This is a genomic window from Clostridium kluyveri DSM 555, from assembly GCF_000016505.1.
Taxonomy (GTDB): Bacteria; Bacillota; Clostridia; order Clostridiales; family Clostridiaceae; genus Clostridium_B; species Clostridium_B kluyveri.
In genome coordinates this window covers 1502914-1519268 of the sequence record NC_009706.1, presented here as the reverse complement: position 1 = coordinate 1519268, position 16355 = coordinate 1502914, and the positions used below count along the sequence as shown (strand labels likewise).

Annotated in this window: 14 protein-coding genes; 2 read left to right on the top strand and 12 right to left on the bottom strand. The window is 32.3% G+C overall.

Annotated elements, in window-relative coordinates; genetic code table 11:
- Window positions 1–11: 11 nt before the first annotated feature.
- The 5 genes from kdpA to CKL_RS07225 all read right to left on the bottom strand — a co-directional run bounded on the left by kdpA (window position 12) and on the right by CKL_RS07225 (window position 7750).
- On the bottom strand, window positions 12–1730 hold the full coding sequence (gene kdpA / locus CKL_RS07240) for a potassium-transporting ATPase subunit KdpA (protein WP_012101863.1): 1719 nt from the start codon (window positions 1728–1730) through the stop codon (window positions 12–14).
- 21 nt (window positions 1731–1751) lie between these two features.
- Window positions 1752–1829 (bottom strand): K(+)-transporting ATPase subunit F, encoded by a 78-nt coding sequence (gene kdpF / locus CKL_RS21780; RefSeq protein WP_148204874.1) that lies wholly within the window; start codon window positions 1827–1829, stop codon window positions 1752–1754.
- Window positions 1830–2157: 328 nt separating this feature from the next.
- Window positions 2158–2874, bottom strand: coding sequence for a response regulator (locus CKL_RS07235; RefSeq protein WP_012101862.1), 717 nt, complete (start codon window positions 2872–2874; stop codon window positions 2158–2160).
- On the bottom strand, window positions 2871–5567 hold the full coding sequence (locus tag CKL_RS07230; RefSeq protein ID WP_012101861.1) for a sensor histidine kinase: 2697 nt from the start codon (window positions 5565–5567) through the stop codon (window positions 2871–2873). Before CKL_RS07230 ends, CKL_RS07235 begins: the two co-directional genes overlap by 4 nt.
- Before the next feature lie 170 nt (window positions 5568–5737).
- On the bottom strand, window positions 5738–7750 hold the full coding sequence (locus tag CKL_RS07225) for an ATP-dependent helicase (RefSeq protein ID WP_012101860.1): 2013 nt from the start codon (window positions 7748–7750) through the stop codon (window positions 5738–5740).
- A gap of 140 nt (window positions 7751–7890) precedes the next feature.
- Here CKL_RS07225 and CKL_RS07220 point away from each other — a divergent pair, with 140 nt between their 5' ends.
- Window positions 7891–9372 carry a nicotinate phosphoribosyltransferase gene (locus CKL_RS07220; protein ID WP_012101859.1) on the top strand — a complete coding sequence of 494 codons (1482 nt, stop codon included), beginning with the start codon at window positions 7891–7893 and terminating at the stop codon, window positions 9370–9372.
- A gap of 233 nt (window positions 9373–9605) precedes the next feature.
- On the opposite strand, the gene CKL_RS07215 is transcribed toward CKL_RS07220, so the two are convergent.
- Window positions 9606–10919 carry an ATP-binding protein gene (locus CKL_RS07215; RefSeq protein WP_012101858.1) on the bottom strand — a complete coding sequence of 438 codons (1314 nt, stop codon included), beginning with the start codon at window positions 10917–10919 and terminating at the stop codon, window positions 9606–9608.
- Window positions 10920–11631: 712 nt separating this feature from the next.
- On the opposite strand from CKL_RS07215, the gene CKL_RS07210 reads away from it, so the two are divergent.
- Window positions 11632–12126 (top strand): hypothetical protein, encoded by a 495-nt coding sequence (locus CKL_RS07210; protein ID WP_012101857.1) that lies wholly within the window; start codon window positions 11632–11634, stop codon window positions 12124–12126.
- A gap of 241 nt (window positions 12127–12367) precedes the next feature.
- On the opposite strand, the gene CKL_RS07205 is transcribed toward CKL_RS07210, so the two are convergent.
- From CKL_RS07205 to CKL_RS07185, 6 genes are all read right to left on the bottom strand, one after another.
- Window positions 12368–13531: an MFS transporter gene (locus CKL_RS07205; protein WP_012101856.1), complete on the bottom strand. Its 1164-nt coding sequence runs from the start codon at window positions 13529–13531 to the stop codon at window positions 12368–12370.
- 2 nt (window positions 13532–13533) lie between these two features.
- On the bottom strand, window positions 13534–13956 hold the full coding sequence (locus tag CKL_RS07200) for a MarR family winged helix-turn-helix transcriptional regulator (RefSeq protein WP_012101855.1): 423 nt from the start codon (window positions 13954–13956) through the stop codon (window positions 13534–13536).
- A 215-nt stretch (window positions 13957–14171) separates the two neighbouring features.
- A complete protein-coding gene (locus tag CKL_RS07195) occupies window positions 14172–14417 on the bottom strand; it encodes a hypothetical protein (RefSeq protein ID WP_012101854.1) in 246 nt (81 codons plus the stop codon).
- A gap of 297 nt (window positions 14418–14714) precedes the next feature.
- The gene (locus CKL_RS20630; RefSeq protein ID WP_012101853.1) at window positions 14715–14882 is read right to left on the bottom strand and encodes a hypothetical protein; all 168 of its coding nucleotides are present in this window, start codon (window positions 14880–14882) and stop codon (window positions 14715–14717) included.
- A 307-nt stretch (window positions 14883–15189) separates the two neighbouring features.
- Window positions 15190–15651, bottom strand: a complete 462-nt coding sequence (locus CKL_RS07190) for a MarR family winged helix-turn-helix transcriptional regulator (RefSeq protein ID WP_012101852.1) — start codon at window positions 15649–15651, stop codon at window positions 15190–15192.
- A gap of 41 nt (window positions 15652–15692) precedes the next feature.
- A complete protein-coding gene (locus tag CKL_RS07185; protein ID WP_012101851.1) occupies window positions 15693–16310 on the bottom strand; it encodes an NUDIX hydrolase in 618 nt (205 codons plus the stop codon).
- Window positions 16311–16355: the final 45 nt, after the last annotated feature.

Genomic DNA, 16355 nt, shown 5'->3' with positions numbered 1-16355 from the left:
AAGACTCCTCCTTAATTCCATAAAGTCAAACGTTCTGCAATAGGGCCAAGTGCCAGCACTGGAAAAAATGTGAGTGCAGAAATAATAAGTACGACCATGAGCAATGCTGCCGCAAATGTTCTTGTATCTGTTTTCAGTGTACCCACAGATTCGCTCACCGGACGTTTCAACATTAGTGAACCTGCAATGGCAATCTGAATTATAATGGACAAGTAACGTCCAAAGAACATAGCAAGCCCTGTAGTAATATTCCAAAAATAAGTGTTATCGGTTAATCCCTCAAACCCTGAACCGTTATTTGCAGCTGAAGATGCATATTCATATACAACCTGGGTCAAACCGTGAAAACCATGATTGGTGATTCCTTTTAACCCTGCTGGAACTGCTATTGCTAGTGCAGTAAAGGCTAGAATAAGTAAAGGATGAATAATAATTCCTAATGCTGTCAGCTTCATTTCCTTTCCTTCTATTTTTTTACCCAGATATTCTGGTGTACGGCCAATCATAAGTCCACATATGAAAACTGCAAGAATAGCATAAAGGATCATATTCATAAGCCCCACACCCTTGCCGCCAAATACCACGTTGAGCATCATAAAAAGCAGTGCAACAAATCCTCCCATAGGCGTTAAAGTATCATGCATATTGTTTACTGAGCCTGTAGTAAATGCAGTTGTAACTGTTGTGAAAAGCGAAGACTGGGCAATGCCAAACCGTACCTCCTTACCTTCCATACTACCCATGCTTTGACTTAATCCGGCTTGTGCCAATAAAGGATTTCCGGCATTCTCAGACATGAAGCAGATAACAAGCCCCACTATAAATATTATGGACATAACGATAAAGATCGTCCTTCCTTCACTGCCAAAAAAAATTCTCTTTGGATTTTTCTTTTCTTCTTCTTTTTTACCATCATGAACCATATGACCGAATGCAACTACACAAGCACCTGGTAAAATCATCATGGAAATTATCTCTATAATATTTGTAAATATATTAGGGTTTTCAAATGGCGCTGACGAATTTGCACCAAGAAATCCACCACCATTTGTTCCCAAATGTTTAATTATCTCCAGAGAAGCTATTGGTCCCATGGCAATATCCTGAAACTTTCCTTCAATTGTTCCAACAGTCAAATTGGCTGACAAAGTTTGAGGAACTCCAAGATAAACAAGAAGTAACCCACCTAATATGGAAATGGGGAGCAAAACACGGGTTATAATACGTATTAAATCCATGTAAAAGTTACCCATAGTTTTTGTTTTCCCTGCAAGGCCTCGAATAAACGCCATGGCAGCAGAAAATCCAGTAGCCGCAGAAGTAAACATCATAAAGGTAATTACCATCATCTGACTTAAATACGAAAGCCCGGATTCCCCGGAATAGTGCTGAAGGTTTGTATTGGTCATGAAACTGATAATAGTATTAAATGACAGAGTTGGTTCCATTCCACTGATGCCATTGGGATTAAAAATGTGAAGTGCCTGAAGTCTTAAAATAAAATATCCAATCAGTACCATGAATGCATTGGTTACAAGCAATGCTGTAATATACTGCTTCCAATTCATTTCCTTTTTATCAATACCACATATACGGTAAATCATACCGTCAATGGGGTCAAAAACTGGATCTAAAAAAGTATGCTTTCTGGCCGCAATATGGTATAAATATTTTCCCATTGGAATGACAAGAACAATGAAGATTGCCAATGTCAAAATGATTTGCAACATAAATTTTCCTCCAATCTCCAATTAAAATTTTTCGGGATTTATCAGAGCATATACCAAATATGCTCCTAGTGCTAAAATGATAATTCCAAGTAATATCATAAAAAGCCCTCCTTTTGTACTATTTTTCCACATGACGGCCGCACCAATCAGTTAAAAGTTTAGCTGATATAAAACATACTACTAAGATACCAAGCATTAAAAAATCCATTTCAATTCCCCCCTTCCCTTGAATATGCTTTAGTGTATCACATTTCTTATTAATCCAGTGTTAGAGTTTTCTTAATCACATTAATACTTCATTAAGATGATTTTTTGAAATATTTTCTAAAAATTGAACAACAAAAATAACCTGCACTTTTATAAAGAAATAGTACAGGGTTATTATCCGTATTTATCTAATTTATTATGCTTTTTTATACAATACAACTTAAATGATCTCGCTGTCATCCACAACTCTCAGCATACGATAGCCAATTCCAATGTGAGTTTGAATGTATTTGGGCTTTGAAGGCTCTTTTTCTATCTTTTTTCGAAGAGTTGCCATAAAAACACGAAGAGCAGAAATATCATTTGAATAATTTCCCCAGATTTCATGTAAAATAAAATTATGTGTCAGAACCTTTCCCACATTCTTAGCAAGTAGACAAATCAATTTATATTCAATTGGGGTAAGATGTACCTCATCTCCATCCAGCCACACACAGCCGGCTTCATAGTCAATTTTTAAACCGCTATTTATAAAAATGGCAGCATCCTTTAGAAGCTTCTTACTATCATAACGAATACGACGTAAACTAACCCGAAGTCGTGCTAAAAGCTCTTCAACACTGAAAGGCTTTGTTAAATAATCATCTGCACCAGCATCCAAGGAATCAATTTTATCCCTATCCTCACTTCGAGCGCTGACAACAATAATGGGAACATTAGACCATGTCCGCACCTTTTTGATAATTTCAACACCATCCATATCAGGCAGCCCTAGATCCAAAATTATGATATCTGGCTGCCTAGAAACTGCCTCTAAAATAGATGCCCCTCCCGTTTCCGCAGTATGATATCGATACCCTTGTGTTTCCAGTGTAGTGGTAATAAGCTTGCGGATGGCTTTATCATCTTCCACTACAAGAATCAATGGTTTATTCATGATAATTTTACCTCCTGTGCTTGCAAGGTAAAGCAAATTACCGTACCTTGCGGAATATTATCCTTTACATAAATTGTACCGCCGTGAGCATGAACAATAGACTTGCATAGAGAAAGTCCAAGCCCCAGTCCCCTGCGGCTATCTCCATGGATATTATCTACAGTATAAAACATGTCAAATAACCTGTCTTTTGCCTCATCTTCGATACCAGGGCCATCATCTGCTATTTCCACTAAAATAAATTGTTTTCTCCTCTTGGCTGAAATTACAATATGAGACCCAGGAGGAGTGTATTTAATGGCATTATCTACAATATTAATAATGACCTGAATAATAAGACGAGAATCCACTTTTGCCATGATCAGCTCATCCTCTACTATTGTTTCAATATGGTAATTCACGCTATTGCGGTTAATGTGGCATAGTGCTTCTGCAATAATTTCTTCTAAAAGTTCTGGCTGCAAATTCAAGTTTATCTTACCGTCTTCAATTCGGGTAATAGACAGAATATTTTCAACTAAGTTGATAAGCCACATGGAATCATCATAAATATCTGTATAAAGCCCTTTTTTTTGTGCTTCGCTTAATACTTTAGAATTTCCCATGAGGATGCCAGCATTGCCTGATATACTTGTAAGGGGTGTGCGTAAATCATGGGAAATTGTTCTGAGCAAATTGCCGCGGAGCTTTTCCTGTTGTATCTGCATAGAAATCTGTTTTTGCCTTTCATTGAGTTTTTCTTTTTCCAGAGACAGAGCACAATCACCCAACATAGCAATCATCAGGCTTTTTTCAAAGGCCTCCAACGGTACTTTCTTATCCATAACAATTCCAACAACAGCAAATACCATATCACTGCTGCGCACCGCAAGGTATAAACATTTGGCAGCAGAAAGAGTATTTGTTGTAGCACCAGCGCGTTTATTATTTTTATACACCCACTCAGCTACTGCACGTTCATCTGTTTTCAAGTAGATCTTAAAATAATCCTCCCATCCATCCTTTGGAAAAACAAGCGGTTCAGATAATGTATTGTGCTGCTCGGGATAAAAGATCACAGTTCTGTCAAGAAGCTTTACCAATTGATGTGCCGTCTCGCTGAAAATTTCAGATTTATCTCTTGCCTGCTGTAATTTCCGGTTGGTTTCAAGAAGCACTTCCGTACGGTAAGCTTTTTGCGCAGAGTAACGAGCCTGTTCCTTTACCCGTTTTGTCAATGTACTAACTATAAAAGAGGCCATCAGCATAACTAAAAAGGTAACAGGATATCCTGGATCATATGCTAAAAGGGAAAAATAAGGGTATGTAAAGAAATAATTGAACACCAGTACACTTAATATAGATGCCACTGCGCTGTATATTTTCCCCTTTGTAACCATAGCATTGAACAAAACACCTAAAATATATACCATAATAATGTTTGATTCACTGAATCCAAGAGAATCAAACCACAGCCCAATCAGAGTACATATAAATAAAATACCTGCAGATTTAAAAATATCAGGCAGTGATAACTCCAGAGGTTTTGTAAACTTGTAAATTTTAACATAAAAAGATGACTGTGTATCTGGAATAATATAAATATCAAGATTAGGTGCTAATGTAATCAACCTATCTACAAAATTTGTTTTTGCAAACCATTTCTTAACATGGTTAGAACGTCCTATGACAATCTTTGATACCCTACTTGCTGTGGCATATTCTGCAATCTGCATAGGAATATCTTCACCATACACCGTAGCAATCTGAGCACTTAGTTGCTCCGCCAGCCGCAAGTTTTCTCTTAGCTTTATCATATTCTTTTCCGATAACTCCTTGATTTGGGGTGTTTCCACAAGCAGTGCTGTAAATGTACCATGAAAGGCATCTGCCATTCTGGCTGCTGTACGTATGACCTTGGCATTGGAAGGGGCCGAGGACAAACATACTAAAATATGTTCATTGGTATAATGACCACCGTTTTTTGATTGTTTATTGTTTAATACCGCAACCCGGTTCACTTGATCTGCCGTCCGGCGTAAAGCAATCTCCCGTAAGGCCACCAGCTTCTCTTTTGTAAAAAAATTGACAAGTGCCCTTTGTGCCTGTTCTCTGCCATATACCTTCCCTTTATTGAGTCTATCTATCAAATCATCCGGTTCTATATCCACAAGTTCTACTTGATCTGCACTATCAAACACGCTGTCTGGAATACGTTCACGTACTGAAATTCCAGTGATGGAGGCGACAACATCATTTAAACTTTCTATATGCTGAACATTGATGGTAGTATACACATCTATACCTGCATGAAGTAATTCCTCCACATCCTGATATCGCTTTTTATGACGGCATGCTACTGCATTTGAATGAGCCAGTTCATCCACTAAAACAAGCTGTGGCTTTCTCTTAAGAGCACTATCAAGATCAAATTCTTTCAGCATAATGCCATTATATAGTACCTCCAGCGGTGGTAAAAGTTCCAGACCATTTAATAGAACCATAGTTTCCGGACGGGCATGTGGTTCAATATATCCCGCAACCACATCAATGCCATCTTTTTTCATTTCATGAGCATCATTTAACATGGCACAGGTTTTCCCCACACCTGCCGCATACCCAAAATATATCCTCAACCTTCCCTGCCTTTTCTCCGTGGACATATTTAAAAGCTGCTCCGTAAGTAAATTTGAATTTGTTTGGTGAATACCCACTAAAAAGCACCTCTTTATACAAAAATTATTTTTTATTTTAATTGTAGCATAGTAAAAATCAATATAGCATTACGATATCCACTATAGTATTAAGATTGCATTAAGACATACAATTAAAAGCAAGGTGGATATATCCTCTTAACACAACAATGTCATAGAAATTTCATTTGTTATAAAGCACCTCCCCTTTGACTTAACTGTCCACTATAAAGCACCGAACTACAAAAGCTTCTTTCAATATTGTCTGAAAATAATATGCTTACCCTTTTATCTTCTCTCTCAGTTACTTTTCCCTGGCCGAAAACTTTATGAACCACCAAATCTCCTATTTTAAGATTGAACAGTGAATTAACCCCTTCCAAATCAGCCAGGTTACATTCCCTTATGAATCTGGATACTTCCACTGCCCTGCCTTTTATGGTACTTGTAGAGCATAAATATAAATTATCTATGGCCCTGGTAATTCCTACATAAAAAAGTCGCCTTTCCTCTTCCAAATTATTTAAAATACTATTTGAGTGTGGAATTGACCCCTCATTACAGTTTATTATAAATACATTTTTAAACTCCATCCCCTTTACTCCGTGGAGAGTACTTAATATAACTGCATCTTCCTCCTGTAAATTTTTATGCAAAAATTCTTCTGCAGTTTCAACATGTTTTAAAAATTCATAAATACTAGTGAAGTCTTCACATATTTGTTTGAATTGCTCTATAACATAATAGTACTCTTCCATATTAGAAGCTAATTTTTCACAATGTTTATGTAGATAATCTTTATATTCCAATTTATCCAATATAAATTTTACCCTTTCTTTAGGTTTTATCTTTCTCAATTTTTTTATATTTCTTTGAAGCTTATCTATGGCTTTAATCTGAAAAACAGGTATTCCTTCTATATTTTTTAAAATCTCAAAACAATTTTCCTTCACTCTATTATTTCTGACTTTTTCTATATTTATTTTTCCTATGTATCTAAAAGGCTTATTTACTATACTTATAAAACTTTCTTTATCGCACATATCCAGGGCTAGCTTAAAATAACATATTAAATCCTTGCAAATAAAATGACTATAAAAATTATACTTTCCATGCAAAAATTTAAATTTTATATCATTTTTTAATAAGCTGTCTATTATATTGACACACTCTATATTAGTACGGTACAAAAGGGCTATATCCCTGCATCTGCATTTTCCTGCCTCTATAATTTGTTTTATAATATGGGCTAAATAACAGGCCTGTTCCTTCTCACTTTCAAAAATTTTAAAATTAATATTTCCTCTGTTCATTCTACTGCTTTCAACACATTTTAAATTTCTATTTTTATTATTACATATTAAATTTTGAGACATTTTAACTACATTATATACGCTTCTGTAATTTTTCTTTAAGAACAATTTTTGACCTTCTTCAAAATACCTGTTGAAATCCACCATACATATGGGATGAGATCCTCTAAAGCCATATATACACTGGTCTTCATCTCCCACTGCAAATACGGAACTATTTTTACCAATTAATTTTAAAATATCTATTTGAAGTCTGTCACAATCTTGAAATTCATCTACCAGTATGTATGTAAATAAATTACTATAATATTTAAGTATATTTTTATCTGTTTCTAAAATATTTTTTACCTCCAGCTGCAAATCGTCAAAATCCATTAAATTATTTTTAGACTTATATTTTTCGTATTCTCCAATACAATATATAAACACAGTTTTATCAATTTTACTGTTGAAATATTCCATGCTTTTACTACTACTTCTAAAAAGTGATATATCATTTAAGACTTCTTTTACTTTTTCTTCTTCTACAAATCCTATATAACGCATAAGTACAGAGCTAATCAAACTATAGGCTTTGGAAGATTCCACCATGTTTATTTCCCCTTTATATCTTTTCAATATATTATAAAATAGAGAATGAAAAGTACCAAAAAAAGGTAGTGGATTCTTATTCATAATTGAAAGATATCTGTATTTCATATCAAGGGCAGAAGCCCTGGTAAAGGTTATTACCACTATATTTTTAGGTTTTATATTTTTTTGGGTTATTAAATAATTTATCCTATTTATAATAACTGTAGTTTTGCCAGAACCCGGAGGGGCACAAATTACTACATTTTTAAAATTTGTATTAACTGCCTTTATTTGATTTACATCTAAATTATTTATCATATTAAAATCTCCTAAACCTACTCAATAGGGTGTTAAACTCCAGTCTTGTAATATTTTCTTTTAAGTATTACAATGTTTATATATACTTAATTTTTGTCACAATTGTGTGAATTAAAACATAAATAGAGGAGATTTTTATTATGGAGAACGCAAAGAACTTCGACGTAAGAAACGGAAGGAATCTTACTATGCTGGTAGATTTTTATGAGTTTACCATGAACAATGGGTATTTCGAAAATAATATAGGTACTAAAATTGCCTATTTTGACATGTTTTTTAGAAGTGTTCCAGACGGAGGAGGATACTGCATTATGGCAGGTGTCCAGCAGGTGATTGAATATCTGTCCAATTTGAAATTTACAAAAGACGATATAGAGTATCTGCGAAGCAAAAAACAATTTTCAGAAAACTTTTTAAATTATTTAGAAAATTTTGAATTCTGTTGTGATGTGTGGGCAATACCAGAAGGTACCCCTGTATTCCCAAATGAACCCCTGCTAACTGTAAGAGGTCCTGCTATTCAAGCTCAGTTTATTGAAACCATGATACTTTTAACTATAAACCATCAGACTCTAATTGCGACAAAGGCAAGCAGAATTTGTAAAGCAGCTTCTGGCAAACCTGTAATGGAATTTGGCTCAAGACGTGCCCAGGGTTATGACGGTGCTGTATATGGTGCAAGAGCCGCAGTAATAGGAGGATGTAGTTCTACTGCTTGTACTATAGCAGAGCAGATGTTTGGCATACCTGCAGTAGGTACTATGGCCCACAGCTGGATACAGCTATTTCCTTCTGAATATGAATCCTTTCAGGCTTGGGCAAAGGTATATCCGGATAACTGTATACTCTTAATAGATACATATAATGTGTTAAAATCCGGTCTGCCCAATGCTATAAAGGTTTTCAAAGAAATTTTAATTCCAAATGGATACAAACCTAAAGGCATAAGGATAGACAGTGGAGACATAACCTATTTAACTAAAAAATGCAGAAAAATATTGGATGAAGCGGGTCTTGAAGATGTGGATATCGTCATCTCAAACTCTCTAGATGAATTTATTATAAGAGATGTTTTAAGCCAAGGTGCTTGTATTGATTCTTTTGGGGTAGGTGAAAGATTAATAACTGCAAAATCAGAGCCTGTATTTGGTGGAGTATATAAATTGGTTGCCGTAGAAGGTGAAGATAAAAACATAATACCTAAAATAAAGATAAGTGAAAATGAAGAAAAGATAACTAACCCTGGTTTTAAAAAGATATATAGAATTTTTAGTAAAAAAGAAGATAAAGCCGTAGGAGACTTAATCGCCTTAAGTAATGAAAATATCAATATAGGTGAACCTATAGAATTATTTGATCCTACTTTTACCTGGAAAAAGAAAAGGTTAAAAAATTACTATGCAAAAGAATTATTAGTAAAAATATTCGATAAAGGAAAACTTGTATATGAAAGTCCAGATGTAATGGATATAAGAAATAAAGCACAAGAAGAAATAACTAAATTCTGGCCTGAAGTATTAAGATTTGAAAATCCTCATCATTACTATGTGGATTTATCTCAAAATCTATGGAATTTAAAACAACAGTTACTCCATAAGTATTCTGCTACTTACGAGGAATAATATTATTAAATAACTGAAGGAATTGTAAATTAAAAAATAATTCCTTCAGTACAAACTTTATTTAAATAAGTTCTCTTGGCAGTGTGTGCATGTGTTTCATTTTATGTTTCCCAATTCAAAATTATTTTCCACTAAAAGACTTTTTATTCTTTCCATTACAATCTCTCCTCATCAAAATTATATTTACCTATAATATGTTAAGTTCTTACTTCAATTCAATTTACAATTGAGGACTAAAAATATATATCTGAAAATTCAACTGCAGTAGATTGGATAATTCGATTATCACTACTAAAAAGCTGGTTACTAACTTCGTTAGATACAGTCTTCTCGTAATAAATTTCAGATTTACTTGAAGGAAGTAATACTGTAAAAATACTGCCTTCACCAACTGTACTATTTAATAATATCTCACCATCAAGAGAGTTAACAAGAAGTTTGACAAGATGCAGCCCTAGACCAGTACCCTCAGCTTGATCTGACAAACTGCTATCTACCTGGCCAAAACGTTCAAAAATAGTTTTTTGTTTATCTAAAGGTATTCCCATCCCCTCATCTTGTACACTTATAGAAATCATTTCTCCATTTTTATATTTCTTTGTAGAAAGAGTTACAATAATCGATTTTCCACTTGGAGTAAACTTTAAAGCATTAGATAATAGATTAAGCAAAATGCGTTCCAGCTTCTCTTCATCAGAATAAATATTCTTCTTTGATAAATTAGTATTAAATTTTAATATCACATTTTTTTGTTTTGCATATAATTGAACTGAATTTACAATTGCCTCAATAACATGAATAATGCTAAAACAGCTTTTATTCATTTTTAAGTGGCCTGAATCGATACGAGCGATATCAAGTAAATTATTGACCAGACGAAGCTGCCTGTTAACATTTTGCTTAATAGTATTTAAATATTTATTAACCTTTTCCGTTATTTCTTTTTTATACATTAAATCAATTGCTTGCAGAGCTAAATTTATAACTGATATAGGAGTTTTGAACTCATGGGTCATAAGATAGAAGAATTCTTCTTTTGACTTTATTGCTTCTTCGAGAATTTCATTTCTGGATTTCTCTGCATTTAATAATTTTTCTTGTTGAGCTTTAATTTCTTCCTGATTCTTTATCAATTCTGAAACATCATGATGAGACGCCACCACATAAACCAGATTATTTTCTTCATCAAAAATAGGAGTAGCATTAACCTCTATAATTTGAATTTTATGGCATCGTTTAATAACTACTCTTTCATTCTTTACTTTTTTACCTTTGAATGCTCGCCTTGTTGGAAAATTATCTGGAAGTATAATATTATTATCTAAATCATAATATTGAAGACAACTATGAGCTTCTTCTATTGTCTTTTGAGCATTTAATTGAGGGTATAGTTTACGTGCCATAGCATTTAATAGTACAATATAGCCTTCTTTATTGTAGACAAAAAAGGCATCAGGTAGATTTTGAATTATATCCTCTAACTGATATTTATGTAACTTTATTATTTCATCTTGCTCAATATCGTTAGTTTTTTTAAGGGTATTCATAACATTACCTCCAATTATAATCTAATATAATAGTTTATCAATCAATTATATGACTGCATAAAATATAAAAACTAAACAAAAAATAATTAGTACATACTTATTAAAACAAAAGATATATTTTGTATTATTATGTCTGCGCATATGCCGTTTAATTAAATATAATAATATATTTTTTATAATAATTGTATAATAATTACACAATATACAATTAAAAAATTGATATCCAAACTTAATATATAGTGTATTATGAAATGTTTGCATTTTTTTCAAAAATATATTACAATAACTATACAAAATATATCTTTTGTATAGTTATTGTGTAATATTTTTAAAATAATTACACTTATTTATATATCTTGAAATAATATAATATATCATTATATTTATAGACGTAATCTTTTCAGTTAATTTTTTATATAATCAACTTATATAGGACACCAAAGAACTTAACCATTATAATATCTATAAAAATTAGTAAATATATTAATTTTATAAGCCAGTATCACATAATTTTCATACATAAAACTTAGTATATTTCTATTTTTCACAAATTTGGTTATTTATTGTGAAATTAAAGGACAAATTACATGAGTTTCACACCGTATCGCAATACAGTTGTCATAATCCTTAATTAAAATTTTATTTGAAAAGGAATTTAAGTGAAAACCACTTAAAGGTACTATAATAATAAAAAATTTAGGAGGCAATAAAAATGTCAAGAACAAAGTACAAATTAATTTCAGCTGTAATGCTTACAGCACCATTGTTACTGAATACAGGAATTGGAACAACAGTTAGCGCGCACCCTATCAATAATGGTGTACAACCTATAGTCTATAACTATAACTACACTTTTGCAAATTTCCAAACTAAATTAGATTCCTTAGTAGCAGCAGGTGTCATAACTCAAAGCCAAGAAACAATAGTACTAAATTTATATTATAGTGGTCAAATAACAACAAGATCAACTTTTAAGGGTCAGCTAGATGCTTTAGTAGCAGCAGGTACTATAACCCAAAGCCAAGAATACTCAATATTAAATGTATTTACTGCCTGGGGTACCAATTGGGAATTACCATCACCACCTAATAATCTTGGGCACAACGGCGGATCCCATAATGGAGCTGGACATAACGGTGGATCACCTAATGGCTCCGGACACAACGGCGGATCACCCAATGGCTCCGGACATAATCGTGGAAAATAAGACTCTTTGGGTGAATTAGTAAATGATTTATATATCAAAAACATTAGATTAATAAAATAATATGTATCAATTTTTAACATTAACTTTGCTAATAGTCCAGTTTTATATATCTTTAACATTAAAATATATAAAACTGGACCTATATATTAGTCAAATTTAATAAACATATTAAACACTATAATATGATCTAATAATATATTTATTAACATATCGTTGATTTAGCATCTTCATTTCTATACATTTATTTCTTACCATGCAGAAAATAATATAAGAAAATACAAATGAACTCTATTACTGCCATCATCATATATAATCCACGATAATCTATTAATGGAACAAAATAACCTAAAATAAATGGTCCAATACCTATGCCTAAATCTTGAAAGATAAAATTAGTGGAAGTTGCTAATCCTATACGATGCTTTGGTGAAACTTTCACTGCAATTGCTTGAACACTGGAGGAAGTGGTACCGTATCCAAGACCAAATAAAGCTCCAGCTGATAAAAGCGAGAAACCTTTATGAGTTTGACTAAGAATAAACAAAGCTGTGGCAAACAACAATATGGCTGGATACATAACAAAATTTTCACCTTTTTTATCAAACCATCGACCAGTAAAAGGTCTTGAAACCAAAACGAATATTGCATAAACAACAAAAAAAAGACTGCCAACATCAACTAAATTAACTTCCTTGGTATAGGAAGTAATAAAAATGAGAATACTAGAATAACCAAGAGCAATTATGGTAGCAACGATTGAAATTGGAATAGCTTTGATTTCAAAGAAATTATGCAAGGAAAAACCTTTCCTCTGTTCTAATTGTTCTTTTTTAAATTCCAATCTTGGAACCTTTACAAAAAATACAGCAATAAAACTAAAGACTAAGAGAATAATACAAACAATAAAATTCATGTAAAAGCTTGCATGTCCAGTTATAAACATTCCTAAAAAAGGTCCAATTGACGCAGCAATAGTAAGACTTAATGTATAATACCCGGTACCTTCCCCTCGACGCTCATTTGGAATAACTTTTGCCACAATTGTTCCTGTGGCTGTTGAAGCAATTCCCATTGCAGCACCATTTAAGAAACGATTAATCAAAAGAAAATACATATTGTTTACTAAAATATATAAGCATGTAGTAATTAAAAAGAAAGTAAATCCAATATAAAGCATTTTCTTCCACCCAACTTGGTCAATATATCGTCCAGAAAAGATACGTGCTATAAGTATTCCTATGACAAATATACCGGAGGCCAACCCTGCTTGACTGGGTGAAGCATGAAATTTTTCCGTTGCAAATATTGTGATAGTTACCATCAATAAATAATATGTAAAATAAAGAAAAAAGTTCGCAGTGGAAATAATCAAGAAATTCTTGGTCCACAATTTAGGGTTGTTCATTTTTATTTCTCCTTTTCATTTGTAATATTTTCTCGTATTTTGGCAAGTACTTCAAATGTAGTGATTTGTTCATCTTCAGGAATGCCTTTCGTAATATTGTATTCTAATTCTGTTATTTTTTTGCGGCATACCCAATAAAGCTCTTCTCCTAATTCCGTCAAATGAATAATTTTTTCACGGCGATCTTTACTTGATACTGCTTTCACAATCAAATTCTCTTCTAAATGGTGAACCCTTCTCGTAATGCTAGGCTTTTCTATATTATAGTATTTAGCAATATCTACAAGAGAAGAGGATCCGTTGGTTTTTAAATAAAAAATAACCTGCCATAAAGAGTGAGTGAGTCCATATTCACCTAGTAACTCGTTCAACTTACTTACAAATGGTCGGTATAATGAAAAAAAACGTTGAAATAATCTCTGCATTTTCTCTCCCTCCTTAAAAATATAGTTACCCTTATTAACTATTACCCAAGGTAATTATACTCTTTTTTTCTTCAATGTCAAGCATTTATAGCCCATTTAATTATTAACGGAAAATATCATCAATTTCTAACATGACAAAATATTATCCTTTTATGTAATAATGAAAATAAGCCTACTGAGAAAATCCCAATAGGCCTATTCATGCCAGAATACTATTATCTATGAGCATTTGCTGCTGAATGTACTACTTTTGGTGCTGGTTTGGTATTTGATGCCTTAACTTTATGCTTGTTTACTACTTTCTTTACTGGTTTGGCAGGTGTTTTGTATTTGGACTTACAAACCACCGCAGGTTTGTTGCTGGCAGAATGTGCACTGACGGTTGTTCCAATTCCTGTATTGATTAACAATGGTGCTGCAAGCATTACAGCTGAAATTATTTTATACTTCATTTTTAACATTTTCATTACCTCCTGAATTTAAAATATTTGTTGCAGCTGCTATACTTAATATTCTAGTTACCCTTTATGACGATTTAATGCAGCACCCATGTTATTCCAGTGGTATATTAATGTTTTTCTGTGTGAAATATTAAGAGATATTGAATATTTCTTGAACTGTTATTACTTTAGGCCCCCCTTACAGTTATTTTTAAACATTAAAAAAAGTCTTAGATTCCTCTAAAACCCTAGGTGCATTATGTGGCATTGTCCAAATATTTTAATATTTACTTATTTTCAATTCTTAAAATTGAACTCTTATTCAATTAAATTTATCGGTTTTTCGAGAAAGCTTTTTATAAAACTTTTTGCTTCTTCTTCAGACCTTAGTGTATTTGTTAAGAACACTTTCTTGCCATCTATCTGTATCCATAACATCCATCTGCCTCTATTATTCTTTGCTACGAACTGTATATCTCTTTCCATATTTCTACTCCTTAAGAAATTTTAGTATTACAACCAAATATCATAAAATTTTTTCACAGATTACTGATAGATTCAATAATATGCACAACACTTTCATCTGATGTTAAGTTTTAATGATTATTTTAACTATTTTTCCGTTTTTCTATTTTATAAAACTTTATAGTTCATATACAAATATAGTAAATGCTCGTTTACTATAGACATATATCTACTATATTTATAGTACAATGTATATTCTTCAATGTCAATATCACAAGTAAAAAAGTAGAATATTAAATGTTACGCTTAAATTCTACTTTTTCATATACTACTTACTCAACCACTTGGGAAACTTAGGAAGTATTTTATTCATACTTTTAATTGCATTTTCTAAATCTTTTAGGTCTTCTTCATTTAATGAATTTACTATGTCCTTTAATCTTCTTGCAAAAGCCTTGCTTTCCAATTTAATATATTCATCAGCTTCTTTTGTAGCAGATATTTTAATTATACGTCTATCGTCTTTATCATAATTACGCTCAGCGAAGTTAATTTTAACAAGCTTAGCAATAATTTTAGTCATTTGCTGTTTAGATAAATTCATCCTTTCAGCTAATTCTCTCATTGTTAGGCTTCCATAGGATCTAAGTACACATAGTGTATTAAATTGAAGAGCACTTAATTTTTCTTTAAAACAATCCTCAAAGGGTTTACTTAATTTTTCATGAACGAGAATTAAGTAATTAACCATATCTTGTACATAATCATTTTCAATATTACTATCAATCATATGTTCCCTCCCCATTATTTATAACTTCATTTTATTAACTGTTATTTATTATGGTCATTTGACACAATTATATCTACAAATCTTTTTATAATAAGGGCAGTGAATCCCCATATTGTATATTTTTCATAATTATAGAAATACTGTTTCACCGTTCCCCTTCTAAATTTATACTTTCTGCCATTTCTTATAAGCCTATAGGGGAATCTCTTTCCTGGTTGTGAAACTATCGGGATTTCATAAAGCAAAGGTTTATTTTCTATAAAAAACTGAAGAGGAACCTTAAAAATATGGTCTACTTCACTCTGGCTTGGGAATATATCTTCTCTATTTAATTTACATACAAAAGGATACATTATAAAATTATAAGGTGTCACAACATAATCCATTTGCCCTATAAGTTTTATATCTTCTTTACTTAAATTTAATTCTTCCATGGTTTCTCTTACAGCTGCACATACTGGAATTTCCCCCTTTTCTAATCTGCCTCCGGGAAAACATATATCTCCCGGCTGGTGCTTTAAATTTAGTGCTCTCATTTCAAAAAGTACACTTATCTCTTCCCCTGATTCACATAGTGGAATCATCACAGCACTTTTACTGAATTCTCCCATAATATGTGGTTTTCTTTCTTTAAATATATCTTCTATTTTTTTTATCACCTTACTACCTCCTAAAATCTAACTGTAAAATACCCTTTTTATGTG

Bases quoted from the DNA above. Each gene is read 5' to 3' on its own strand.
- kdpA (WP_012101863.1), bottom strand. From the start codon at position 1,730: ATGTTGCAAATCATTTTGACATTGGCAATCTTCATTGTTCTTGTCATT.
- kdpF (WP_148204874.1), bottom strand. From the start codon at position 1,829: ATGATATTACTTGGAATTATCATTTTAGCACTAGGAGCATATTTGGTA.
- CKL_RS07235 (WP_012101862.1), bottom strand. From the start codon at position 2,874: ATGAATAAACCATTGATTCTTGTAGTGGAAGATGATAAAGCCATCCGC.
- CKL_RS07225 (WP_012101860.1), bottom strand. From the start codon at position 7,750: ATGATAAATAATTTAGATGTAAATCAAATAAAGGCAGTTAATACAAAT.
- CKL_RS07220 (WP_012101859.1), top strand. From the start codon at position 7,891: ATGGAGAACGCAAAGAACTTCGACGTAAGAAACGGAAGGAATCTTACT.
- CKL_RS07215 (WP_012101858.1), bottom strand. From the start codon at position 10,919: ATGAATACCCTTAAAAAAACTAACGATATTGAGCAAGATGAAATAATA.
- CKL_RS07210 (WP_012101857.1), top strand. From the start codon at position 11,632: ATGTCAAGAACAAAGTACAAATTAATTTCAGCTGTAATGCTTACAGCA.
- CKL_RS07205 (WP_012101856.1), bottom strand. From the start codon at position 13,531: ATGAACAACCCTAAATTGTGGACCAAGAATTTCTTGATTATTTCCACT.
- CKL_RS07200 (WP_012101855.1), bottom strand. From the start codon at position 13,956: ATGCAGAGATTATTTCAACGTTTTTTTTCATTATACCGACCATTTGTA.
- CKL_RS07195 (WP_012101854.1), bottom strand. From the start codon at position 14,417: ATGTTAAAAATGAAGTATAAAATAATTTCAGCTGTAATGCTTGCAGCA.
- CKL_RS20630 (WP_012101853.1), bottom strand. From the start codon at position 14,882: ATGGAAAGAGATATACAGTTCGTAGCAAAGAATAATAGAGGCAGATGG.
- CKL_RS07190 (WP_012101852.1), bottom strand. From the start codon at position 15,651: ATGATTGATAGTAATATTGAAAATGATTATGTACAAGATATGGTTAAT.